The organism is Nocardia sp. NPDC051981 (genome assembly GCF_040680715.1).
Lineage (GTDB): Bacteria > Actinomycetota > Actinomycetes > Mycobacteriales > Mycobacteriaceae > Nocardia.
Genome location: NZ_JBFAXK010000009.1, coordinates 96,058 through 119,135 on the forward strand (window position 1 = coordinate 96,058; position 23,078 = coordinate 119,135).

Sequence of the window (23,078 nt, forward strand, 5' to 3'; positions counted from 1 at the left end):
CCCTGCGTCCTCCGGGAACATTTGTCCAATCCACCGGCACGCCTCGGCCGGGATAGTGCACGTATGACTGTTTCCGGCAACAACTTACGCGCCGCCGCGGAGCTGATTCGGCCACTGCCGCTCATCACGGCACCCCCTCTCCGCCTTCATTGCGAAACACGCACTGCGGGAAGGAAAGGCAGATGACCCAAGCCGCACTGACAGGCGTGCCCGAGACAGCGTTGTGGACGCTGCGCAACCGGGCCGAGGAGGCGCTACGCTCGGATTCCGGCTACGCCGACGACGAGGCGGTCCGGCTCTACCGTGCACTGGCCGGGGAGGACTTCGAGCGCTTCGGGCCACCCAGCCAGGTCCACCCGTTGCGCGCGATGGTGATCGACGAGATCATCGCCGAATTCCTCGCCACCCACCCCGGTGGACCGGTGGTCGCACTCGGCGAGGGGCTGCAAACAACATACTGGCGTCTGGGCGAACCCGCGGCCGCCTGGTTCTCCCTCGACCTACCGGAAATGGTTGCCGCCCAGCGGCGACTGTTACCGCCGGCCCCGGCGATCACCCGCCTGGCCCGCTCGGTGCTCGACCGGTCCTGGCTCGATGAAGTGCCATCCGGCCCCGCCGCGGTTACCGCCGAAGGTCTGTTCATGTACCTCCCGCCCGCCGAGGTCCACCTGCTGATCGCGGACCTGGCCGGACACTTCCCCGGCGGCATCCTCCTCTACGACTCCATCCCGCGCGTATTCAGCGCGCTGACGATGAAGGGAAGGGTGCGCCTCAGCGACCGCTGTGCCGCCCCACCGATGCCGTCCAGCCAGTCCCTCCGTCAGGCGCGCCGGCTGCCCACTCGAATTCCGGGAGTCGTTGCGTCCGAGGACCTCATCCCGCCGCCCGGGCGGGGCCGCTGGGCCTCCCCACTGCTGCGCCGGGTCGCGACTGCCCCGGTCGTGCGCGCGCTGCGCCCCTCCCTCACCCTGCTCCGATTCTCGGAGTGAGCCATCTCGCGGGGGAACTTCCGCCCAAACCCGAGCGATGTCACTCGCACGGCGGCTGCGGCCGCGGCCATCACCACACCCAACCCGCCCGCCGAGCCGCCGGGCTGATCTCACCGGCGACCAAAGTAGAACGTGTTCTATATTCAGGGGTAACCGTTCCGGCGAGCCCTCGGGAGTTCACTTCATGTACCAGTGGTCCGACGAAGACCTGATGTTCCGCGATGCCCTGCGCGGATTCATCGACAAGGAGATCAAGCCCAACGTCGAGCAGCTGGAAAGTGGTGCGCTGCCGCCCTTCGACACCATCCGCAAGCTGTACGCGACCTTCGGCCTGGACGAGTTGGCTCGCGAAGGGCTGGAGAAGGCCTTTGCGCGGGAAGAGGGTGGCGCCGAGAGCAAGCCGGGCAAGTCCGGCGGTGGGTTCAGTGGATCGGGCAGCATGGGCGTGATCCTGAACAGTGAGCTCGCCGGCATCAGCCTGGGCCTGGTGGCCTCGATGGGCGTGAGCCTCGGCCTCACCGTCGGCACCATTCGCAGCCGTGGCACCCTGGCGCAGAAGAAGCGCTGGCTGCCCGAGCTGGTCACCTTCGAGAAGGTCGGCGCCTGGGCCATCACCGAACCCGATTCGGGCTCGGACGCTTTCGGCGGCATGAAATCCTACGTCCGCCGCGACGGCGAGGACTACATCCTCAACGGCCGGAAGACCTTCATCACCAACGGCCCGTACGCGGATGTCACCGTCGTCTACGCCAAGCTCGACGAGGAGGACGGCACCGACCGCCGCGACCGCAAGGTGCTCACCTTCGTGCTCGACAAGGGCATGCCGGGCTTCACCCAGAGCGCCGCCTTCAAGAAGATGGGCATGAACTCCTCGCCCACCGGCGAACTGTTCTTCGACAATGTCCGCATCACCCCCGACCGGCTGCTCGGCGAAACCGAGAATCCGGCCAAGGGCGACGGAAAGGACAGTGCCAAGGAGTCTTTCGCCGCCGAGCGCATCGGCATCGCCTCGCTGGCGTTGGGCATCATCAACGAATGCCACCGGCTCAGCGTCGATTACGCCAAGTCTCGCAAGCTGTGGGGCAAGGAGATCGCCCAGTTCCAGCTCATCCAGCTCAAGCTGGCCGAGATGGAGATCGCGCGAATCAATGTGCAGAACATGGTGTTCAACGCCATCGAGCGCACCGCCGCGGGCGAGAAGGTCTCCCTCGCCGAGGCCTCGGCCATGAAGCTGTACTCCTCGCGCGCGGCCACCGAGGTCGCCATGGAGGCCGTGCAGCTCTTCGGCGGCAACGGCTACATGGCCGAGTACAAGGTGGAGCAGCTCGCCCGCGACGCCAAGTCGCTCATGATCTACGCGGGCAGCAACGAAATTCAGGTCACCCACATCGCCAAGGGCCTGCTCGGCGGGTAGCCCCGCACTCAGGACAGCGGGCCCACCACGGATTCGGCGCCGGCCAGCAGCTCGCCCGAGGCCGCCAGCTGCACGACCGCTTCGATCTCCGGTGCCAGGTAGCGGTCGGCGCCCGGTCCCTCGACCACCGCACGAATCCGGTCGCGGACCGCGGCGGTCGCGGGGGACGGTTCCAGCGGGGCCCGCAGATCCAGGGCGCGGGCCGCGGTGAGGGCCTCGATGGCCAGCACCCGGGTCAGGCCGTCGATGGCGCGACGCAGCTTGCGAGCCGCCGACCACCCCATCGACACGTGGTCCTCCTGCATCGCCGAGGAGGGGATCGAGTCCACGCTCGCGGGCGCGGCCAGGCGCTTGAGCTCGGAGACGATCGCGGCCTGGGTGTACTGGGCGATCATGTGACCGCTGTCGACGCCGGGATCGTCGGCCAGGAACGGCGGCAGGCCGTGGTTGCGGGCCCGGTCCAGGAAGCGGTCGGTGCGGCGTTCGCTGATGCTGGCCACATCGGCGACGACGATGGCCAGGAAGTCCAGCACGTAGGCCACGGGCGCGCCGTGGAAGTTGCCGTTGGACTCCACCCGGCCGTCGAGGGTGACCACCGGATTGTCCACGGCGCTGGACAGTTCGTAGGACGCGATCCGTTCGGCGTGCGCGAGGGTGTCGCGCGCGCCGCCCGCGACCTGCGGGGCACAGCGCAGCGAGTAGGCGTCCTGCACCACCGTGCAGTCGGGGGTCGCGTGGCTGGCCACGATGCCCGAACCCTGCAGCAGCCGAACCATATTCGAGGCGGCGAGCGCCTGACCCGGCTGCGGGCGCAGGGCCTGCAGGTCGGTGGCGAACACCTTGTCGGTGCCGAGCAGGCCCTCGACGCTCATCGACGCGGTCACGTCGGCCAGGCGGAAGAGCCGGCGCAGGTCGTGGCAGGCCAGCACGAGCATGCCGAGCATTCCGTCGGTGCCGTTGATCAGCGCCAGGCCCTCCTTCTCCGCGAACACCACCGGCTCGAGGCCGGCCGCGGCCAGCGCCTGCGCGGCCGGCATGAGCGTGCCGTCCGCATCGCGGACCATGCCCTCACCCATCACCGCGAGGGCGACGTGCGACAGGGGAGCCAGGTCGCCGGAACAACCGAGGCTGCCGTACTCGTGCACGACCGGCGTGATCCCCGCCGACAGCAACCCGGCGTACGCCTGGGCGACCTCGACGCGCACGCCGGTCCGGCCGGTCGCCAGCGTGGACAGCCGCAGCAGCATGAGGGCACGGATCACCTCACGCTCGACCTCGGGCCCCGAACCGGCCGCGTGCGAGCGAACCAGGCTGCGCTGCAACTGAGTTCGCAGTTCCAGCGGAATGTGCCGGGTGGCCAGGGCGCCGAAACCGGTCGATACGCCATAGACCGGCTTCGGGTCGGCCGCCAGCGCCTCGATCCGGGTGCGGCTCGCCGAGATCACGGTGAGCGCGTCCTCCGACAGCCGCACGGTGGCATTGCCACGGGCGACCCGGACCACGTCCTCGGGGGTGAGGGCGCCGACGCCGACGACGACTTCGGTGTCGGATGCCGCCGCGGCGTGCTGTTCGGAAAGTCGGAGGGTGTTCGCGTTCATCGTGTTGTTGTCCAATCCAATCTGCGGTCAGGGACGAGCTCTGTGCTCGGGAAGAGCTGTGCGGTCAGGGAAGAGCGATTTCGGGCGCCGGGTCCGTGAGGGCCGCCGGTGCGGGTTGCGTCGCGGGCCGGACCCACAGCCGATAGGCGGCGGTGAGCAGGACCAGCCACACGGCTCCGACGATGAGCGCCACCCGGGTGTCGGCGTCGAAGGCGAGCAGGACGATCACGAAGGTCAGGCCCGCGATGGCGAAGATCGGCAGGTACGGCCACAGCGGCACCGGGAACTTCAGCGCGGCGGCCTCTTCCGCGCTCATCTGCCGGCGCGAGCGGAAGTGGGACACCAGGATCATCAGCCAGACGAAGACCGTGGCGAAGGTGGCGATGGAGGCGATGACCACGAAGACCCGGTCCGGGATCAGGTAGTTGAGCATCACGCCGACCAGCAGGGCCGACACCATGATCACGACGGTCATCCACGGCACACCGTTGCGCGAGACCCGCCGCATCACGGCCGGGGCCTGCCCGCGCAGGGCCATGCCGTACATCATCCGGCCCGCGCCGAAGATATTGCTGTTGATGGCCGACAGCGCGGCCGTGATCACCACGACGTTCAGCACGGTCGCCGCCGATCCCAGGCCCAGGCTCTTGAAGATCTGCACGAACGGGCTGCCCTCGTCGCCGATCTGGTTCCAGGGCGTGACGGCCATGATCACGGTCAGGGTCAGGACGTAGAACAGCATGATCCGTGCGGGGACGGTGTTGATCGCCCGCGGAATCGTCCGCTCGGGATTCTCCGCCTCGCCCGCGGTGACGCCGATGATCTCCGAACCGCCGAACGCGAACATGACGATCGCGAAGCACCCGAGGAAGCCGCCCACGCCATTGGCGAAGAATCCGCCTCCGGCGTGCAGGTTGGATAGGCCGGTGCTGGTGTCATGGATGCCGAATCCCCAGATCAGCACGGCGGTTCCGCCCGCGATCATGGCGATGATCGCGACCACCTTGATCAGGCTGAACCAGAACTCGAGCTCGCCGAACACCTTGACGTTGAGCAGGTTGATCGCGCCGATGAAGAAGACGATCGCCAGCACCCAGATCCACCGGGGGACATCCGGGAACCAGAACCCCATGTAGACACCGAAGGCGGTGGTGTCGGCCAGCAGCACGATGACCATCTCGAAGATGTAGGTCCAGCCGGTCATGAACCCGGCCAGTGGACCGATGTGCTGGCTGGCGTACTCACCGAACGACCCGGACACCGGGTTGCGGACCGCCATTTCGCCCAGCGCCCGCAGCACGATGAAGATCACGGCGCCGCCGATCAGGTAGGCCAGCAGCACCGAAGGGCCGGCCTGTTTGATCGCCTCGGCCGACCCGTAGAAGAGGCCGGTGCCGATGGCCGAACCGAGTGCGATGAACCGGATGTGGCGGGCGGTCAGACCCCGGGTCAGGGTCGAGGAGATGTCTTTCACGGATCGGACTCCCTGGTGTTGTTCATAACGCAGCCCGACAGGGATTGTGAGTGCGTTCACATATGTATAGGGCTGTCTATACAACTGTGTCAAGAGTGGGTAGTTACACAACGGCAACTAATCTAGACGGCCGCCGCGCCGAGTCACGATCCGGTGGATCAGCCGAGCGGCGGTGCGCGCGGTCCGGTGGTCGATATCGAGCTCCGGATTCAGCTCCGCCACATCCAGCAGCGCCAGCTTGCCGCTGCCCGCGACCAGGTCACACACCCGCTCGATCACCTCGAGCGGCACGCCGTACGCGGCCGGGGCGCTGACGCCCGGCGCGACCGGTGCAGGGAGCACATCCAGGTCAATGGTCAGATACACGACATCGACGGTGGCCAGGAACTCCTCGACGAAACCCCGCACCCCGGGCATATCCGCCGCGGTGCAGTCCTCGTCGAGCCGATAGCGCACTCCCAGCGTCGCGGCCGTGTCGAACAGTGCCACGGTATTGCTCGGCTGCGAGATGCCGAGAACCGCATAGTTGAGCACCCGCCCGGCTGTCGCCTCATCCTCGGCCATCTGCCGGAACGGGGTCCCGGAACTGGGCGTCGAGTCGGCGCGCAGATCGAAATGGGCATCGAGGTTGAGCACGCCCAGTCGCGCACCGGCCGCGACCGCGGCCCCGGCGGCGATGCCGAGATAGCTGGCGTAGGCCACCTCGTGCCCGCCGCCGAGCACCGTCACGAAATGCCCGCTGTCGAGCAATTCGGTCACCACCGTGCCCAGCCGCCGCTGCCCGGATTCGAGATCCCCGTCCTCGACCGCGACGTCACCGGCGTCCATGACGCGTGCCGGGCGGGGTAGCGCCATGGACGACAGTGCCTGCCGCAGGGCGGCCGGGCCGGCGGCAGCTCCGGTCCGCCCCTTGTTGCGGCGGACCCCCTCATCGCTGCGGAATCCGACCAGAACGCTTGCCCCGGGCGGGGTTTCGGGGGTGAACGGGGATATCGCGCTGTGCCAGCGCAGGTGTGCCGGGCCCGGGCCGTCGTCGCGACCGGACCAGGGTGCGGGCGGATGATCGACAGCGGTCACAGCCGGTGCCCGTCCTTCCAGATCTCGCGCACCAGCGCCACTCCCGGCCGGTACGCCAGATACAGGTGCGAGGGTGCGTCCAGTGCGATCAGATCGGCGCGCGCGCCGACCCGGATGTGCCCGATGTCGTTGCGCCGCAACGCCGCCGCGCCGCCCGCGGTCGCCGCCCACACGGCTTCGTCGGGGCTCATGTGCATTTCGCGTACGGCCAATGCGATGCAGAACGGAATGCTCGTGGTGTAGCAGGTGCCCGGATTGCAGTCGGCGGCCAGGGCGACGGTCACGCCCGCGTCGAGCAGGGCCCGCGCGTCGGGATATTTGTTGCGCGTGGAGAAGTCGGCCCCCGGCAGCAGGGTGGCGACCGTGCTGCTCGCCGCCAGCGCGTCGATGTCCTCGCGGGTGGTGTAGGTGACGTGATCGACCGAGGCCGCCCCCAGCTCCGCCGCCAGCTGGACGCCGGCGCCGTAGCTGAGCTGGTTGCCGTGCACTCGCGGCGTCAGCCCCGCCGCGATACCGGCCTCGAGCACGGCACGCGACTGGTCGGCGTCGAAGGCGCCCTCCTCGCAGAAGACGTCGATCCAGCCGGCGTGCGAGGCGCACGCGGGAATCATCTCGTCGATGACCAGCCGCACGTAATCGTCGGTGCGCCCGGCGAATTCCGGCGGCGTGACATGCGCCGCCAGCAGAGTCGTCTCCGACGTGTGCCGGCCGGCGATCTCGAGGCTCCGCAACTCGTCGGCAACGGTCTGCCCGTAGCCCGACTTCGTTTCGATCGTGGTGGTTCCGGTCCGCAGGGCCTCGGCGACCAGCCGGGCGACATTGGCGCTCAGCGCCGTGTCGGTGGCCGCCCGGGTCGCGGCGATGGTCGTCCGGATGCCGCCCGCGCTGTACGGCGCGCCCGTCATGCGGGCCGCGAATTCCTCCGACCGCTCGCCGCCGAACACCAGATGCGCATGGCTGTCGACGAATCCGGGCAGGGCGGCGCGGCCTTCCAGGTCCACCCGGGTGTCGGCGCTGCCCTCGGGCAGGCGCGTCCGCGGGCCGACCCACTGGATCAGGCCGTCGCCGAGCACCACCGCCGCATCCCGGATCACGCCGAGCGGGCCCGCGCCGATCTCGGGATCATTGGTCACCAGGGCGCCGATATTGTCGATGACCGTCCACTGCCCGGATTCGTTGTGCATGTGAGTTCAGTTCTCCTGCATCGGGATTCGGACGCCGCGCGTGGCGGCGACATCGGCCGCGTGCTGGTAGCCGGCATCGACGTGGCGGATCACGCCCATGGCGGGATCGTTGGACAGCACCCGCTCGAGCTTGCGGGCGGCCAGTTCGGTGCCGTCGGCGATGCACACCTGGCCGGCGTGGATGGAACGGCCCATGCCCACTCCACCGCCGTGGTGGATCGATACCCATGATGCCCCGGACGCGGTGTTGACCAGGGCATTGAGCAGCGGCCAGTCGGCGATGGCGTCGGAGCCGTCGGCCATGGCCTCGGTCTCGCGGTAGGGGGAGGCCACCGAACCGGAGTCCAGGTGGTCACGGCCGATGGCGACCGGCGCGGACAGTTCACCGGAGGCGACCATCTCGTTGAACTTCAGTCCCGCCCGGTGGCGTTCGCCGTAGCCGAGCCAGCAGATGCGCGCGGGCAGGCCCTCGAAGTGAACCTTCTCCCCGGCCATGGTGATCCAGCGCTCGAGGTGCTCGTTCTCCGGGAACAGCTCGAGGATGGCCTGGTCGGTGGCGGCGATGTCCTTCGGGTCGCCGGACAGGGCGGCCCAGCGGAACGGGCCCAGGCCCTCTTCGAACAGCGGCCGGATGTAGGCGGGCACGAATCCCGGGAATTCGAAGGCCCGCTCGTAGCCGCCCTTGCGCGCCTCGTCGCGGATGGAGTTGCCGTAGTCGAACACCTCGGCGCCGGCGTCCTGGAAGCCGACCATGGCCTCGACGTGAGCGGCCATGGACTTGCGGGCCTCGGTGGTGAACCAGGCGGGATCCTCGGCGGCGCGGCGGTGCCAGTCGGCCACGTCGACGCCGATCGGCAGGTAGGACAGCGGGTCGTGGGCTGAGGTCTGGTCGGTCACGATGTCGATCGGCGCGCCCATGGCGAGCAGGCGCGGGAAGATCTCCGCGGCATTGCCGACCACGCCGATGGACAGCGGTTCCCGCGCGTCGCGCTGCTGGACGGCCAGTTCCAATGCGGCTTCGAGGCTTTCGGCCTTGGTGTCGAGGTAGCCGTGCGCGATGCGGCGATCGATGCGGGTGACGTCGACGTCGACGCACAGCGCCACGCCGTCGTTCATGGTCACCGCGAGCGGCTGCGCGCCGCCCATGCCGCCGACGCCGGCGGTCAGGGTGATGGTTCCGGCGAGGGTGCCGCCGAAACGCTTGCGCGCCACCGCGCCGAAGGTCTCGTAGGTGCCCTGGAGGATGCCCTGGCTGCCGATGTAGATCCACGAACCCGCGGTCATCTGGCCGTACATCATGAGGCCCTCGGCCTCGAGCTTGCGGAACTGCTCCCAGTTGGCCCAGTCGCCGACGAGGTTGGAGTTGGCCAGCAGGACGCGCGGCGCCCATTCGCTGGTCCGCATCACGCCGACCGGCTTGCCGGACTGAACCAGCAGCGTCTCATCGTCTTTCAGGGTGGTCAGCGTGCGCACGATGGCGTCGTAGGCATCCCAGCTGCGGGCGGCGCGGCCGGTGCCGCCGTAGACGACCAGATCGTCGGGACGCTCAGCGACCTCGGGGTCGAGGTTGTTCATCAGCATGCGCAGGGCGCCCTCCTGCTGCCAGCCGAGGCAGTTCAGTTCGGTGCCGCGCGGCGCACGGACCGGGCGGGGGCCGGACGTGGGGTTGGTGGTCATCGGGACTCCTGTGTATGGGCTGATCGTGACGCCCATAACACCCCGGATTCGACGCCTGGAACAGCGTCGGCGCGAGAGATTCTCGGATCCGAGACACCTGACCGCTGCGGGGCGCCGCCGGAGCGCCGATACACTTGGGCCCGAACGGGCGGGTGTCCACCGATGGGCAGGATGTGGAACAGGTGACGAATGTGGCGATGGACGAGGTGGATATCGCGTCGCTGTATCGGGCTCGCGGCCCTGGAGCAGCCCCGGCGTATCAGCGCGTCAAGGATCTGATCACCGAGCAGATCGTCTCGGGGCGCTGGCGGGAGGGCGAGCTGCTGCCGTCGGAGAATCAGCTGGTCGGTGCACTGGGCCTGTCGCGCATGACGATCAATCGCGCGCTGCGGGAGCTGAGCGCGGACGGTCTGGTAGTCCGGCTGACCGGTGTCGGCACGTTCGTGGCCGAGCGGAAGGTCAGTTCGGCGCTGGTCGAGGTGCGCAATATCGCCGACGAGATCGGGGATCGGGGCCACCGGCATCGGGCCGAGGTGGTGTCGCTGGAGCAGCGCCCGGCGGATTCGGTGATCGCGCAGGATCTCGGTATCGCCGAGGGCAGCCCCGTATTCCATTCGAAGCTGGTGCATTTCGAGGATGGACTGCCCATCCAACTCGAGGATCGCTTCGTGAATCCCGAGTTCGCGCCGCGCTATCTGGAACAGGACTTCACGACCACGACACCCAACACGTACCTGGTGTCGGTGGCTCCGCTCGGTCGTGGCGAGCATGTGGTGGAGGCGGTGCTGCCGACCCCCGACGAGTGCGCCCTGCTCGGGCTCGCCGAGTCGGAGCCGTGCCTGCTGATCCGCCGTCGTACGTGGTCGGAGGACCGGCTGGTCAGTTCGGCACGGCTGCTGCATCCCGGTTCCCGCTACCGGCTCGCGGGAACCTTCGACGCGCAGACTTCCTGAGGGGTTACCCCGTGCGGACCAGGCCGCGGATCTGACGCACCGCCACGGACATGGCGGCGACGTCGGCGGCCGGGCTCTCGAGGATTTCGGTGAGGGTGGAGCTGGTCCGGTGGATGCGGGTGGCGTTGCGGGTCGCCCACCGGGCGATGGTGTCGGCGGGCGGCTCGGCCGGATCGGGCCGGTCCGCCAGCAGTGCCAGGCACAGCAGGCGCAGGGATCCGTACAGGTCGTCGCGCAGGGCCAGGCGGGCCATCGAACCCCAGCGGTCCTCGGTGGACAGTCGCGAAACCGATTGCAGCAGGCGCACTGTGCCCAGATGCTGGCTCAGCGCGTAGTACAGCCCGGCCACGTCGGCCACCTCGTGACCGCCCGCGTCGGCGACCTCGATGATGTCGAGCAACCCGAACTGGTCGAGCAGCAGGTGCACCCGCGCGGCCAGCTCGTGCGGCACCCCGGCGTCGATCGAGTCCGCGATGCGGCCATGCAGGTCCGCCAGTTCACGGTCGCGCAGCCATTCCGGGACCAGGTGTGCGTGTGCCGCCAGCCGCGGGGCGAATCTGCCGGTCTCGGTGGCGATGTCGAGTGGCTGCGGGCGGTTGGCCAGCAGCCAGCGCACCGCTCGGTCGAGCACCCGCTGCGTGGTGCGGACGAGCCCGTTGGTGACCGCCGCCGGCAGTCCGCTGGCGGCGATGTCGTCCCAGAGGCGGTGCAGCCCGAAGACGCGGGTGGCGACGAGATAGCCGCGCACCACGTCCGGCCCGCCGGCCGCGGAGTCCTCGGCCAGCCGGAAGACGACACTGATTCCGCCGTGGTCGATCACATCGTTGGCGAGCTGTGTCGCCACGATCTCGCGGTGCAGCGGGTGCTCGGACACGCTGTCGCCGAAACGTTCTCGCAGTGAGGCGGGGAAGTAGGCGAGCAGATGATCGTGCATCGCGGGGTCGTCGGGCAGGTCGCCGGCGAGCAGTTCGTCCTTGATCGCGAGTTTGGCGTGCGCCAGCAGGGTCGCCAGTTCCGGGGAGGTCAGACCGCGGCCGCTGTCGGCGCGGCGGGTGAGTTCGTTCTCGTCGGGCAGTGCCTCCAGGGCCCGGACCAGTCCGCGCCGGGCCTCCAGCTGCGCGATCATGCGGGCGTGCACGCCGATGCGGGCGGCCGCGTCGGCCCGGCTCACGCCCAGGACCCGGTTCTGGGAACGGTTGTCCCGCAGGACGATCCGGCCGACCTCGCCGGTCATGTCGGCCAGCAGGCGGTCGCGTTCGGCCCGGTCCACCCGGCCCGCCGACATCATGCCGTCCAGCAGAATCTTGATGTTCACTTCGTGGTCGGAGCAGTCGACCCCGGCCGAGTTGTCCAGGGCGTCGGTGTTGATTCTGCCTCCGCCGCAGGCGTATTCGATGCGGCCGCGCGCGGTGAATCCGAGGTTGCCACCCTCGCCGACCACGGTGGCCCGCACGTCGGCGGCGTTCACCCGCACGCCGTCATTGGCCTTGTCGCCGACGTCGGCATGTGATTCGGCGGCGGCCTTGACGTAGGTACCCACGCCGCCGTTCCACAGCAGGTCGACGGGTGCGCGCAGGATCGCGCGGATGACCTCGTTCGGTGGCGCCGCCGTGACCGACTCCGGAAGCCCCAGTGCGGCACGGATTTCGGGGCTGAGGGGCACCGATTTCGCCGATCGCGGCCACACCCCGCCGCCGGCGCTGATGACGGCGGGATCGTAGTCCGCCCAGGAGGAGCGGGGCAGTTCGAACAGTCGCCGGCGTTCGGCGTAGGAGACCGCTGCCCGCGGCTGCGGGTCGAGGAAGATGTGCCGGTGGTCGAACGCGGCGACCAGCCTGATGTGCTCACTGAGCAGCATGCCGTTGCCGAAGACGTCGCCGCTCATATCGCCGATCCCGGCCACCGTGAAGTCGGCCGTGCCGGTGTCGCGGCCCATTTCGTGGAAGTGGCGTTCGACACTCTCCCACGCGCCGCGGGCGGTGATGCCCATCGCCTTGTGGTCGTAGCCGACCGATCCGCCCGAGGCGAACGCGTCGCCGAGCCAGAAGCCGTAGCCCGCCGCGACATCGTTGGCGATATCGGAGAAGGTCGCGGTGCCCTTGTCCGCGGCCACCACCAGGTAGGTGTCGTCACCGTCGTGGCGGACGACGTCGCGAGCCGGGAGCACGGCTCCCGTGGCCGCGTCGATATTGTCGGTGACGTCGAGCAGGCCGGCGATGAACTGCCGGTAGCAGGCGATGCCCTCGGCCAGGTGGGCGGCGCGGTCGGCCGCGTCGTCGCCGGTGGGCCGCGGCGGTTGTCTGACGACGAATCCGCCCTTGGCGCCGACCGGCACGATGACGGCGTTCTTCACCGCCTGCGCCTTGACCAGTCCGAGGACCTCGGTGCGCAGGTCCTCCTTGCGGTCCGACCAGCGCAGGCCGCCGCGCGCCACCGCGCCGAACCGCAGATGCACGCCCTCGACCCGGGGCGAGTAGACGAAGATCTCGAATCGTGGCCTGGGATGGGGGAGTTCGTCGATTCGCTGCGGGTCCAGCTTGATCGACAGTGCCGTCGCCTTGCCGTCGCGCACGAAGTAGTTGGTGCGCAGCGTGTTTCGGACCAGCGTGGTGAGGGCGCGCAGAATGCGGTCCGCTTCGAGCCCGACGACCCGGCCGATGGCGTCGTTGAGCCGGTCGGTCACGTCGGCCTCGGCGGCTGCGGAGTGCCCGTCCGGCGCGAACCGCGCATGGAACAGGTCCGTCAGCAGCCGCGCGGATTCGGGATGTGCGGCAAGAACTTCGGCGATCCGTTCCGGGCTGTACGGGAATCCGCTCTGCCGCAGGTACTTCGCGTACGCCCGCAATACCGACACCGGGCGCCAGGCCAATCCGGCGCCCAGCACCAGGCGGTTGAAGGTGTCGCTCTCGGCGTCGCCCCGCCAGGCGGCGGCGAAGGCTTCGGTGAAGCGGGTGTGCGTGCCGTCGTCGGACGCCGGTTCGCTGTCGAAGGCCAGGCCGAAGTCGTATATCCAGCATTGGTTTCCGGCCGAATCGTCGACCGGGTAGGTGCGTTCGTCCAGGACTTCCACGCCGAGGGACTGGATGACCGGCAGGATGCGGCTGAGCGAGACGGCCGCGCCGGCGATGTAGAGCGTGAGCCGCAACCGTCCGCGCGCCCGTCCGGTGGGTGGGTGCAGGGCCACGTCGCACGAATCGGGGTGCAGCGTTTCGATGCGGGCGATGTCGGCGGCGGCCCGGCCGGGGTCGAAATCGTGTTTGTACCACTCGGGCAGGGACCGGGAGTACGCCTTCGCCAGGGTGTGGTCTGCCATGCGTGCGTAGAGGTTGTCGTCCCAGTCCTGCGTCATTGTCGGAAATCTCCCCGGTGCGGCGGTTGTATATACAACAACATACAACTGCTGTGAGGGGCCTCACAAGCAGGGGTGCCGAGTCACCGCGCTACCGGTGCCTGACCCGCGATTCGCGAGGTCAGACGCTCCGCACCCCACCGCAGGGCCTGGCCCACCACCTCCGGCTCGGGATAGGACAGCGTGCGCCACGTGGTGCTGAGGGCCGCGACCGGACGGCTGTTGTGGTCGAACACAGCCGTGCCGACCGACCGCAGGCCCGCCGTCACCAGTTCCACCTCCTCGGCCCAGCCGCGGGCGCGGATCTGTTCCAGGTCCCGGCGCAGCTCGGTCAAGGTCCGGGGTCCGCGCCCGGTGCGGGTGATGAAGTCGGAACGCTTGGCGTACAAGGCTTTCACCTGGGCATCGGGCAGCGAGGCGAGAATCGCCCGCCCGTTCGCGGTCAGATGGGACGGCAGCCGAACCCCGATATCGGTGATCAGCGAGACCTCCGCGGCCGGACCGGAGCCGGGGCGTTCCTTGAGCAGGTAGACGGTCTCGTTGCCGTGCAGGATGCCCAGATGCACGGCTTGCCCGAGCTGTCTGGCCAGCTGGTGCAGAATCGGCTGAGCCAGCCGTTCCAGCGGTTCGTGGCGCAGGTAGGCCGAACCGATCTCGAAGGATGTCACGCCCAGTCCGTAGGCCTGTTCGCCCGGCACGTACACCACGAATCCGCGGTCCACCAGCACCGACAGAATGTGGTAGACCGATGAGCGCGGCAGCCCCAGGTCGCGGGCGAGCGCCGCGGCCCGGACCGGGCCCGGACCCTGGGCCAATCGGACGAGGATGTCGAGCGCCCGACCGACCGCCGGCGACGTGGTCGAAACCGAAGATTGGGCCATGCCCCGGATTCTGCCAGCGACGCCGAATCGGCAGTGGCGTCGGCGAAGTGGGTCTCGGGCAATCCGCTCCGATCACAACAGTGAAGCGTTATCGTTTCTCATTGCTCACGCTGTCGTGAGCGATACGTGAGGAGCACAACCATGAAGAATTCCCGCCGAGCCGGAATCGGCGCGACGGCGTTCGGCGCCGCGGCCGCCGTCGCCGCCCTGACCGCCCCCGATGCGAGCGCGCTGGTCACCGGAATCACGGTCAGCGGCAGCCAGGTCTGCGTCAACCAGGCCACCACCGTCACCGTCGCCGTCACCGCGACCTCGTTCCTGTTCGACGTGTCGCTGACCGACAACGACACCCAGGTCGGCAACTCCAAGGTGTCCAACAGCCAGGCCACCTTCAGCTGGAGGCCCACCACCACCGGTTCCCACACGCTCAAGGCGACGCAGGAGGTGGTCAGCACCAAGACCACCACCGTGAACGTCGTCGACTGCACCCCGTCGGGTGGCGGCTCCGGCTCCTCCGCGTCCAACCCCCTCGCTGGACTCCTCAGCAGCCTCTCGGCCCAGTGAGCCGATAGCGCGCGCCAGGCGAAAGCCACTGCCTCGCAGTGTCTTTCGCCTCGCTATGCGATCTCAGATTCCGTTGAACCGGGCCAGGATGTCGAACGCGCGTTCCGCGGTCTGTCGCTCCAGCTCGATCTCCGCGGCCGTCGCCGTCGTCAGCGTGGGATTCGCGAGGGCGAGCCCGTTGGCGAAGATCGTCACATTGGCCCCGAGGTCGGCGGCGACCAGCAGCGGCTTGGTGGCGACGCCCTGGCCCAGCATCTGATCGAGTCCTTCGCCAAAGAAGTAGAACCGCCACAGCGGGCCCATGTTCGCCTGGTAGATCCGGTCGGTCCGCTCGGTGATGACATCGCCGGTCTGGGCGATGCTGGCCACGATCTTGAAATAGTCCCCGGCGTCGGCCGGTGTCGACCTCGCCTCGGCGACCGCCCGTGGCAGATCGACGATCAGATGCGCGTTGTAGCCGGCGAGCGCGACCCGGCCGGGTGAGGCCGCGCAGTCCGCGGCGAGCGCGAAGTAGTTGGCCCAGTGCGGTTCCGGCGTGCCGCCGCCGAACTCGGCATGCACATTGTCGAGGAACCGGCGCAGCAGATCGAAGCTGACCCGGTGCGCGTACTCCGGGTCGGCGAACGCTCGCGGATCGCGCTGCAGCGGCAGCACCGCCTGCTGCTCGACGACGTCCAGACCGGTGGCGAAGCTGCCCCTGCGGTCCGCGTGCTGCTCGAGGATCTGCGTGATCAGGTGGTCGCGGGACACGGCGTCCTCGAGCCGCGCCAGTTCGTCGTCGCCGGCGAGCGTGCCGGTATCGGCGAGCCGGGCGATCTCGTCGTTCTCGGCGGCGGACAGGGTGGTCGCGCATTCCGGTGTGGACGGTGGTGCGGCGAGTGCGGTCGCGGGCGCGACCACTGCGGTGGCGGAAACGGACAGCGCGGCAACGAAATGCCAAAATGCATCGGGCACGATGGGGTTCTTAGCAGTGGCGGCCCGCGAGCGCCCGGCGGACACGCCGAGCAGGCGCCGGAAAGTTGACGGGATACATTTGCGCGGTCCGGATTCCTCTGTGAAAGGGTTACCGCCATGTCGATCGCCGCTGACAAGGTTGTCTCCATCGAATACACGCTGAAGGCCGATGACGGCGAGGTGCTGGACACTTCCGTCGGCGAGGCGCCGCTGGTGTACCTGCACGGCGCGGACAACATCGTGCCGGGCCTGGAGCAGGCCCTCGAGGGCAAGAGCACCGGCGACGAGCTGGTCGTCGTGGTGGAGCCCGAGGACGCCTACGGCGAGTACCTGGCCGAACTGGTCAGCGCCGTGCCCCGCGACATGTTCGAGGGTGTGGACGAGCTCGAGCCCGGAATGGAGTTCCACGCCGAGGCGCCGGACGGCGATTCGCAGATCGTCACCGTCCGCCAGGTCGACGGCGACGAGGTGACCATCGACGCCAACCATCCGCTGGCCGGTCAGCGCCTGCACTTCACCGTCAAGGTCGTCGACGTCCGCGACGCCAGCGAGGACGAACTCGCCCACGGCCACCCGCACGGCGAGGACGACCACGACCACTGAGACAGGCGCGCTGTCTGCCACGGTCACCCCGCGGTGTCCGCCGGCAGTCGCGAACCTGCCGCCGTGCCAGGGCCTCGTCCGGAAAGCGGCTGGATGGATCGGTCCACGCTATTCGGAGCGGGTGTGGCGGGCGACGGTGTTCAGGTGGCGGAGGGCTTGGCTGTAGGAGGTGAGGAGGGAAGTCTCGGCGTAGGGGATGGCGAGTTCGGCGCAGCAGGCTCGGACCAGGGGCTGGGCGCTGCGGAGGGCGGGTCGGGGCATGGAGGGGAAGAGGTGGTGTTCGATCTGGTAGTTGAGCCCGCCCAGCGCGAGGTCGATCAGGGGCCCGCCGCGTACGTTCCGGGAGGTCAGGACTTGCCGGCGGAGGAAGTCGGTGTTGTGGCCGGCGGGGAGAACGGTCATGCCTTTGTGATTGGGTGCGAAGGTGCAGCCCATGTAGAAACCGAACAGGCCCTGCTGTACAGCGATGAAGGCCAGCGCCTTGACCGGTGACAGCGCCAGGAAGACCGCGGTCGGGTAGGCGATCGCGTGTGCGGAGAGCAACGCGCCCTCCCGGATACGGTGTGGGATGGGCCATTTCAACACGGCGCGCACGCTCGAGTTGTGCAGGCTGCCCGCCTCGAGGAGCAGCATCGGGAAGAAGAGCCAGGCCTGGTAGCGGAAGACGAAGCGCCGCCAGCCTTTTCCGGTGACCGCTCGTTCGCCGGAGTGGGCCAGGATTCCCGCGACGTCGGGATCCGCGCCCTCGGTGTTGGGGTGCGCATGATGGCGGTTGTGATTACTGGTCCACCAGCCGATGCTCACCCCGGTGGCGAGATTGCCGACGATGAGCCCGTACAGATGGTTGGCCCGACGGGTTCGGAAGATCTGTCTGTGCCCGGCATCATGTCCGAGGAACGCCAGCTGCGCGAATACAGCGGCCAGGAAGACCGCGGTGCCCAGCTGCCACCACGAGTCGCCGATCACCCACATTGCCGCCCATCCGGCCGCGAAAGCCGTTGCGGTGAACGCGGTTTTCCACCCGTAATACCGCATTCGCCGGTCGAGCAGACCTGCCTGCCGTACCTGCCGCAACAAGGCCGCGTACTCACTGCCACGCGTCGGCGCGGATTCGGCCATCACCGGTGGCGAGATCTCCCGCACCGCCGGCCGGTCTCGTACCGTCTCGATTACCAAGGGTTCTGCACATCCTGCTGTCGTGGTGTCCAGCGATCGCTCCGCGAGCGCCCGCCGCCGCACGGGATTTCGAATTCGGCCCCGGGCCGCGCACGGCACCGCCGGCGGGCCCGCGCACCCGGCACCAGCGTGTCGCGCCGCGGCCACCATCAGGTGAACGAATATAAGAAGCACCAACACATCTGCATGACGATTTCGCGACCGCTCACGATCCAGCCGCCGAACGCCGACCGTCCGCTGCCTCGGGATCGACGTTCTTCTCGGGCAGGAAGATGACCAGAGTGGTGAAGATGCGTTTGTCGACGATCTTCACGACTCGCGCAGACGATTGTTCCGATCGATGAATTCCGCGTTCCGGACATGATCATGGTTCGGCCGGACAGCGGCCGGGTCTCGGTTACGGAGTACTCCTGGTCGTCGAGGTGGTGGTGTCCCGGTCCGGGAGCGGCCCGCGCAGCCGGCGCAGGGCCCGTTCGGCGGCGTTGACGCCGCACATGCCGTGTGCGCCGGGGCCGGGCGGGGTGGCCGCAGAGCACAGGTAGTGGCCGGGAATGCCGATATCGTAGGGCTGCAGAGTTTTCCGGGGACCGAAAAGCAGCTGGGGGATGTCCTTGGCGCCGGTCATGATGTTGCCGCCGACGAAGTTGGGATTCTCGTCGGCGAATCCGGCCGGGGAGCGGTGCGACAGGCCGACCACCCGCTCCCGGAATCCCGGCGCGAAGCGCTCGATCTGAGCGATGACCGCCTCGGTGGCGTCGCCGGTATAGCCATGTGGCACATGGCCGTAGGTCCACACCGGGTGCACCGAGCCGACGGAACGCTGTGGATCGGCCAGATACTGCTGGCCCACCAGCACGAACGGGCGCTGCGGCATCCGGCCCGCGTGGATGTCGCGTTCACCGGCGGCGATCTCTGCGAACGAGCCGCCCAGGTGCACGGTGCCCGCGCGGCGGGCCGCGGCGGCCGTCCAGGGGACGCCGCCCTCCACCGCGAAGTCGACCTTGAACGCACCTGGCCCGTACCGGAATCGCCGGTAGGCGGCGGCGATTCGCGGTGGTAACCGGTCGCCGAGGATCTCCGCGAGCGCGGTCGGCGCCACATCCCAGACGGTGATGTCCGACGGCGGCAGCTCCGCCGCGGAGCGCACCCGGACCCCGGTCTCGATGGTGCCGCCGTGATCGGCCAGGGCCGTCGCCATGGTGTCGGCGATCCGCTGGGAGCCGCCGACCGCCACCGCCCAGCCGTACCGGTGCCCGGCGGTCAGGATGCCCAGCCCGATACTCGCGCTCAGCGGCCGGTCCAAAGGGTGGAAGGCGTGCGCGGCGACTCCGCCGAACAAGGCTCGGCCCTGGTCGGTGCGGAAGGCCCGTGCCAGCAGTGCGGCGGGCGCGGCCGCGGGAATTCCGAAGCGCGCCAACCGGAACGGATGACGCGGGATCCGCAGCAGTGGGCGCATGATGTCGGCGCCGAGTTCGTCGTAGCCGGCGACCGGTCCCTCGAACAGTCGTCGCCACAACCGTTCGTCGTCGCCGAGGCCGACGGCGGTGTCGCCGACCGAACGATGCAGGACACCGGCGCTGCCGTCGTCGAGCGGGTGGACGCAGTCGAGTTCGGGCCGCGCCCACCGCAATCCGTAGCGTTCCAGGTCGATACGGCCGAACAGCGGCGACCCCACGGCCATCGGGTGGATGGCCGAGCAGTGGTCGTGCAGCAGTCCGGGCACGATCGCCTCGTGTGAGCGGGTCCCGCCGCCGATCGTGCCGGCGGCCTCGAGCACCGTCACCTCGATCCCGGCCAGGGCCAGGGTGAGGGCTGCGGCCAGTCCATTGGGTCCGCTGCCGATCACCGTCGCTGTCGTCATCGGCTCGCCCTGACCACGGGCTCGTCGTCGTGCCGCGAGGTCACCGTGTGCGGGATGGGCCCGTCAGGCAGCCAGGGCAGTGCGTCGACCGCGTCGGCGACCTCCCACGTTCCGCGTTCGATCACGCCGAGCGCGGCGTCGATCACCATGTAGGCCTGGGTGCCCTTGTGAATCGGCTGGGATTCCACCCACACCACGATCCATTCCCCAGGTGCGAATCCGACCCGGGCCTGGACCGCGTCGATGAGATCGCGATTGTGCAGGTGGCCGTCACCGAAGTTGAAGCCGATCAACGAGTTACAGGCGAACTCGGCTTCCCGCACGGTCCAGCTGTCGAGTTCCGGAATGTGCTTGTACAGCAGGGAGAACAGGCCGCGGCCCTGGCTGTGCATGGCACGCCACGCGATCGTCTGCTGCATCGTGATCTCGGCGACCGCCGGGTCGTAGCCCATGGCCAGCAGCTGATCGACCTGGTTGAGCGAGGGCCGATGCGCGATCGTGTTCAGCTTCGCCTCCGCGCCGGGAGCGAAGGCCCACAGCGCCGAGGCCCAGTTCCCGGCGTACTGGCGCATCGAGGGCAGGAACGAGACCAGATCGGGGCGCAGGTTGCCCAGCACCGGGAAGAAGGCCAGAGCGGCCACGATGGTCACGGTGAGCCACGGTGAGGACATGTCGAACACGCCGTAGCCGCCGGAGTCGGGGAAGCCGAGGAACAGGAACACCGTCAGGTAGGCGAAGAGGATGTTCCATTCCAGCGGCACGGCCAGCGGGAAGGTGGAGGTGATGAACAGGTGGAAGATCACCATGACGGCCACCGCGGCCAGGGTCAGCCAGCGGTCGGTCGAGAACAGCAACACGATGGGGGTGATCACCTCGACGGTGGTGCCGCCGACGTGAGCCATGAACGAGGCCAGGCCCGAGGGGCGGATATCGCGCGGAAAGTCGCGGTAGTGGGCGCGTTTGATCGACGTGAACGGCATGGTCGGGCTGTTGGAGACCATCGGCGGCACCACATTGGTGAAGTGCTTGCCGAACTTGGAGACGCCCGCGCCGATCCACACGATCACGATGAGCAGCTTGGCGGCGACGATCATGTCGGTGAACGGCAGCACCGCGAAGAACACCAGTGCGGGCAGATACTGTTCGCCGCGAGCAGCCAGGAAGATCGTCTTGTCGCGCAGGCCGCACAGCACGTACAGCACGATCGGCGCGATCAGCAGGGCGGGCCGCACCAGCCCGGAGGTGTTGTCCGGCAACGCTTCCAGCAGCGAGGCCGTGGTGCGGCCGGGCGCGAGCAGGGCGACGGCCAGCGAGGCAAGGAAGCCGAGGTAGAGGATCACGTCGAGCATCGTGCGGGTATCGCCGTCGGTCATGGGCACTCGGCGCCAGGGACGTAGCCGGATGGTGCCGGGCTGTCCGAAATACCGCGCGCCGCCGGTCATCGGCTTGAATTTGCCCGCCAGCGGGCCCCACGAGCCGGCGACGCCGATCGCCTCGAGCAGCACCGTCCACAGCACCAGCTTCTGGTAGACGATCGGCTCGTTCCACCACTGCGTCACGTCCCAGAACGGCCCCGCGCCCGAGGTGGCGGTGGCGACCGCCACGCCACCGATCATGTAGAGCACCAGCACTTTCACCAGATAGATCGTGTGGATCATCTTCGGCGTGCCGAAACCATATTCCGCCCAGTACAGTGCCAATATCCGAATGCGTTCGCGCAGTGGCAGATCCAGAAATGTCTCCGTATCCACCGGCGGGAAATCTCCCGTCTTGAATCCCATGACTCGATGCCTCTCTTCCGTGCTCCGGGCGCGCGCGACCGCGACCGAAAGTCTTCTTTCGTTCGAATTGAATTGCGGGGCAGTATTGTTCAGTCCCTGGAGGCGGACGCCCGCAGCTGTTTCTTGTCGATCTTGCCGACCGGATTGCGAGGCAGCTCCGCGGTGAGAACGATCGCGGCGGGCACCTTGAACGGCGCGAGCGCGCCGCGGCAGTGTTCGGTCAGCTCCTCGGCACTGACCACATCCCCCGGCACGGTCACCACATGGGCGACCGGCACCTCGCCCAGCACCGGGTCGGGCACCCCGACCACCGCGGCCTCGTGGACCGCCGGGTGCCGGTAGAGCGCGTTCTCGATCTCCTTGGGGTAGAGGTTCTCTCCACCGCGGATGATCATGTCCTTGATCCGGTCCACCAGAATCAGGTAGCCGTCCTCGTCGAAACGGCCCACATCGCCGGTGTGCAGCCAGCCGTTCACCACCGCCTGCGCGGTCGCCGCCGGCTTTCCGAGATACCCGCGCATCACGTTCGGGCCGCGGACCACGACTTCACCGGATTCGCCCGCGCCCAGCAGGTTTCCCTCCGGATCCATGATCGCGACGGTCTGGCCGGGCAGCGGCAGGCCGACGGTGCCCGGTTTGCGAGGGCCCGCCACCGGGTTGAGCGTGGAGGCGCAGGTGCCTTCCGAGAGTCCGTACCCCTCCACGATCGGCACGCCGAAACGCTCCTCGAACCGCGCGATGAGCTCGGCAGGCATGGGTGCCGCGCCACAGATCGCCCGGCGCAGCGAGGACAGATCGGGGCGGTGCGTCTCGGGCTGCGCCACCAGCATGGCGTAGATGGCGGGCACCGCGGAGAAATAGGTCGGGCGGACCCGTTCGACCGTGCCGAGGAACCTGGTCGCGGAGAACTTCCCCGCGAGGGTGGTGCGCCCGCCCGCCAGCAGCGGTGAAAGCACGCTCACCACAATGCCGTTGACGTGGAACAGGGGTAGCACCAGCAGGCTGTGGTCGGTGTCGTCCAGGCCGAGCGCCTCGATGATCATCGTGCACATGGCGGCGAGGTTGCCGTGGTCCAGCACAACGCCTTTCGGGCGGCCCGTGGTGCCGCTGGTGTAGATGATCAGCGCCGGGCCGTCACCCGGGGCGGCCGCGACCGGTCCCGCCGGGTGCGCGAGCCGTGCGACGTCGAGTGTCACGCCGACTCCACCGGGTTCGCCGACCACCACCGCCGCACCCGAATCCTCGATCTGGTAACGGATTTCGTCGCCGGCGAGGCCCGGGTTCACCGGGGTGACGGCCGCGCCGAGCCGCCAGGCGGCGAACAGCGCCACCACCAGCTCCACCCGATTGGGCAGCACGACGGCGACCACGTCACCGTCGCGCACACCGGCCCGGTGCAATGCCGAGGCCGCAACCCGCACCCGTGCGCGGAATTCCATGTTGGACAGCGCGGTGGTGTCGTCGGCCAGGCACGGTGCCCCGGGGGCGGAATCCGCTCTGGCGTTGGGCAATTCGGCGATGTGTCGCATGATTCCTCACCGTG

The 23,078-nt window shown here is 68.7% G+C and carries 16 protein-coding genes and 1 pseudogene; 5 read left to right on the top strand and 12 right to left on the bottom strand.

Going from position 1 to position 23,078, the window contains the following annotated elements; translation table 11 throughout:
• Positions 1–182: 182 nt before the first annotated feature.
• The gene (locus AB0L60_RS18200; RefSeq protein ID WP_364614844.1) at positions 183–989 is read left to right on the top strand and encodes a class I SAM-dependent methyltransferase; all 807 of its coding nucleotides are present in this window, start codon (positions 183–185) and stop codon (positions 987–989) included.
• Between the two features lie 184 nt (positions 990–1,173).
• On the top strand, positions 1,174–2,403 hold the full coding sequence (locus AB0L60_RS18205) for an acyl-CoA dehydrogenase family protein (protein ID WP_364614847.1): 1,230 nt from the start codon (positions 1,174–1,176) through the stop codon (positions 2,401–2,403).
• An 8-nt stretch (positions 2,404–2,411) separates the two neighbouring features.
• Here AB0L60_RS18205 and hutH read toward each other — a convergent pair whose 3' ends face one another.
• From hutH to hutU, 5 genes are all read right to left on the bottom strand, one after another.
• The gene (gene hutH, locus AB0L60_RS18210; protein WP_364614850.1) at positions 2,412–4,001 is read right to left on the bottom strand and encodes a histidine ammonia-lyase; all 1,590 of its coding nucleotides are present in this window, start codon (positions 3,999–4,001) and stop codon (positions 2,412–2,414) included.
• A 64-nt stretch (positions 4,002–4,065) separates the two neighbouring features.
• Positions 4,066–5,475, bottom strand: a complete 1,410-nt coding sequence (locus AB0L60_RS18215) for an amino acid permease (protein WP_364614853.1) — start codon at positions 5,473–5,475, stop codon at positions 4,066–4,068.
• Positions 5,476–5,592: 117 nt separating this feature from the next.
• Complete coding sequence (hutG, locus tag AB0L60_RS18220; RefSeq protein WP_364614855.1) at positions 5,593–6,552, bottom strand: formimidoylglutamase; 960 nt, start codon at positions 6,550–6,552, stop codon at positions 5,593–5,595.
• Entirely contained in the window at positions 6,549–7,736 is a 1,188-nt protein-coding gene (gene hutI, locus AB0L60_RS18225; protein ID WP_364614858.1) for an imidazolonepropionase, read from the bottom strand. Before hutI ends, hutG begins: the two co-directional genes overlap by 4 nt.
• Positions 7,737–7,742: 6 nt before the next feature.
• Complete coding sequence (gene hutU, locus AB0L60_RS18230; protein WP_364614861.1) at positions 7,743–9,413, bottom strand: urocanate hydratase; 1,671 nt, start codon at positions 9,411–9,413, stop codon at positions 7,743–7,745.
• 197 nt (positions 9,414–9,610) lie between these two features.
• On the opposite strand from hutU, the gene hutC reads away from it, so the two are divergent.
• Positions 9,611–10,366 (top strand): histidine utilization repressor, encoded by a 756-nt coding sequence (hutC, locus tag AB0L60_RS18235; RefSeq protein WP_364615254.1) that lies wholly within the window; start codon positions 9,611–9,613, stop codon positions 10,364–10,366.
• A gap of 4 nt (positions 10,367–10,370) precedes the next feature.
• Here the strand turns inward: hutC and AB0L60_RS18240 are convergent.
• Positions 10,371–13,664: pseudogene (locus AB0L60_RS18240) on the bottom strand (NAD-glutamate dehydrogenase domain-containing protein); the annotation flags it as partial.
• 134 nt (positions 13,665–13,798) lie between these two features.
• Positions 13,799–14,596 carry an IclR family transcriptional regulator gene (locus tag AB0L60_RS18245; protein ID WP_364614864.1) on the bottom strand — a complete coding sequence of 266 codons (798 nt, stop codon included), beginning with the start codon at positions 14,594–14,596 and terminating at the stop codon, positions 13,799–13,801.
• A 141-nt stretch (positions 14,597–14,737) separates the two neighbouring features.
• Here AB0L60_RS18245 and AB0L60_RS18250 point away from each other — a divergent pair, with 141 nt between their 5' ends.
• Positions 14,738–15,160, top strand: coding sequence for a hypothetical protein (locus tag AB0L60_RS18250; RefSeq protein ID WP_364614867.1), 423 nt, complete (start codon positions 14,738–14,740; stop codon positions 15,158–15,160).
• Positions 15,161–15,223: 63 nt separating this feature from the next.
• On the opposite strand, the gene AB0L60_RS18255 is transcribed toward AB0L60_RS18250, so the two are convergent.
• The gene (locus tag AB0L60_RS18255; protein WP_364614870.1) at positions 15,224–16,114 is read right to left on the bottom strand and encodes a DUF5995 family protein; all 891 of its coding nucleotides are present in this window, start codon (positions 16,112–16,114) and stop codon (positions 15,224–15,226) included.
• A 117-nt stretch (positions 16,115–16,231) separates the two neighbouring features.
• Here AB0L60_RS18255 and AB0L60_RS18260 point away from each other — a divergent pair, with 117 nt between their 5' ends.
• Positions 16,232–16,717 (top strand): peptidylprolyl isomerase, encoded by a 486-nt coding sequence (locus tag AB0L60_RS18260; protein ID WP_364614873.1) that lies wholly within the window; start codon positions 16,232–16,234, stop codon positions 16,715–16,717.
• A gap of 108 nt (positions 16,718–16,825) precedes the next feature.
• On the opposite strand, the gene AB0L60_RS18265 is transcribed toward AB0L60_RS18260, so the two are convergent.
• The 4 genes from AB0L60_RS18265 to AB0L60_RS18280 form a co-directional block, all read right to left on the bottom strand.
• A complete protein-coding gene (locus tag AB0L60_RS18265; protein WP_364614876.1) occupies positions 16,826–17,893 on the bottom strand; it encodes an acyl-CoA desaturase in 1,068 nt (355 codons plus the stop codon).
• Between the two features lie 397 nt (positions 17,894–18,290).
• On the bottom strand, positions 18,291–19,754 hold the full coding sequence (locus tag AB0L60_RS18270; protein WP_364614879.1) for an NAD(P)/FAD-dependent oxidoreductase: 1,464 nt from the start codon (positions 19,752–19,754) through the stop codon (positions 18,291–18,293).
• The gene (locus AB0L60_RS18275) at positions 19,751–21,535 is read right to left on the bottom strand and encodes a DUF3556 domain-containing protein (protein ID WP_364614882.1); all 1,785 of its coding nucleotides are present in this window, start codon (positions 21,533–21,535) and stop codon (positions 19,751–19,753) included. The genes AB0L60_RS18270 and AB0L60_RS18275 overlap by 4 nt, the downstream gene beginning before the upstream one ends.
• 89 nt (positions 21,536–21,624) lie before the next feature.
• Positions 21,625–23,064: an AMP-binding protein gene (locus tag AB0L60_RS18280; protein WP_364614885.1), complete on the bottom strand. Its 1,440-nt coding sequence runs from the start codon at positions 23,062–23,064 to the stop codon at positions 21,625–21,627.
• Positions 23,065–23,078: the final 14 nt, after the last annotated feature.

Coding starts and splice junctions, on each gene's coding strand:
- hutC (WP_364615254.1), top strand. CDS start 9,611: ATGGACGAGGTGGATATCGCGTCGCTGTATCGGGCTCGCGGCCCTGGA.
- AB0L60_RS18260 (WP_364614873.1), top strand. CDS start 16,232: ATGTCGATCGCCGCTGACAAGGTTGTCTCCATCGAATACACGCTGAAG.
- hutH (WP_364614850.1), bottom strand. CDS start 4,001: ATGAACGCGAACACCCTCCGACTTTCCGAACAGCACGCCGCGGCGGCA.
- AB0L60_RS18250 (WP_364614867.1), top strand. CDS start 14,738: ATGAAGAATTCCCGCCGAGCCGGAATCGGCGCGACGGCGTTCGGCGCC.
- AB0L60_RS18280 (WP_364614885.1), bottom strand. CDS start 23,064: ATGCGACACATCGCCGAATTGCCCAACGCCAGAGCGGATTCCGCCCCC.
- AB0L60_RS18270 (WP_364614879.1), bottom strand. CDS start 19,754: ATGACGACAGCGACGGTGATCGGCAGCGGACCCAATGGACTGGCCGCA.
- hutU (WP_364614861.1), bottom strand. CDS start 9,413: ATGACCACCAACCCCACGTCCGGCCCCCGCCCGGTCCGTGCGCCGCGC.
- AB0L60_RS18245 (WP_364614864.1), bottom strand. CDS start 14,596: ATGGCCCAATCTTCGGTTTCGACCACGTCGCCGGCGGTCGGTCGGGCG.
- AB0L60_RS18200 (WP_364614844.1), top strand. CDS start 183: ATGACCCAAGCCGCACTGACAGGCGTGCCCGAGACAGCGTTGTGGACG.
- AB0L60_RS18205 (WP_364614847.1), top strand. CDS start 1,174: ATGTACCAGTGGTCCGACGAAGACCTGATGTTCCGCGATGCCCTGCGC.
- AB0L60_RS18275 (WP_364614882.1), bottom strand. CDS start 21,535: ATGGGATTCAAGACGGGAGATTTCCCGCCGGTGGATACGGAGACATTT.
- hutI (WP_364614858.1), bottom strand. CDS start 7,736: ATGCACAACGAATCCGGGCAGTGGACGGTCATCGACAATATCGGCGCC.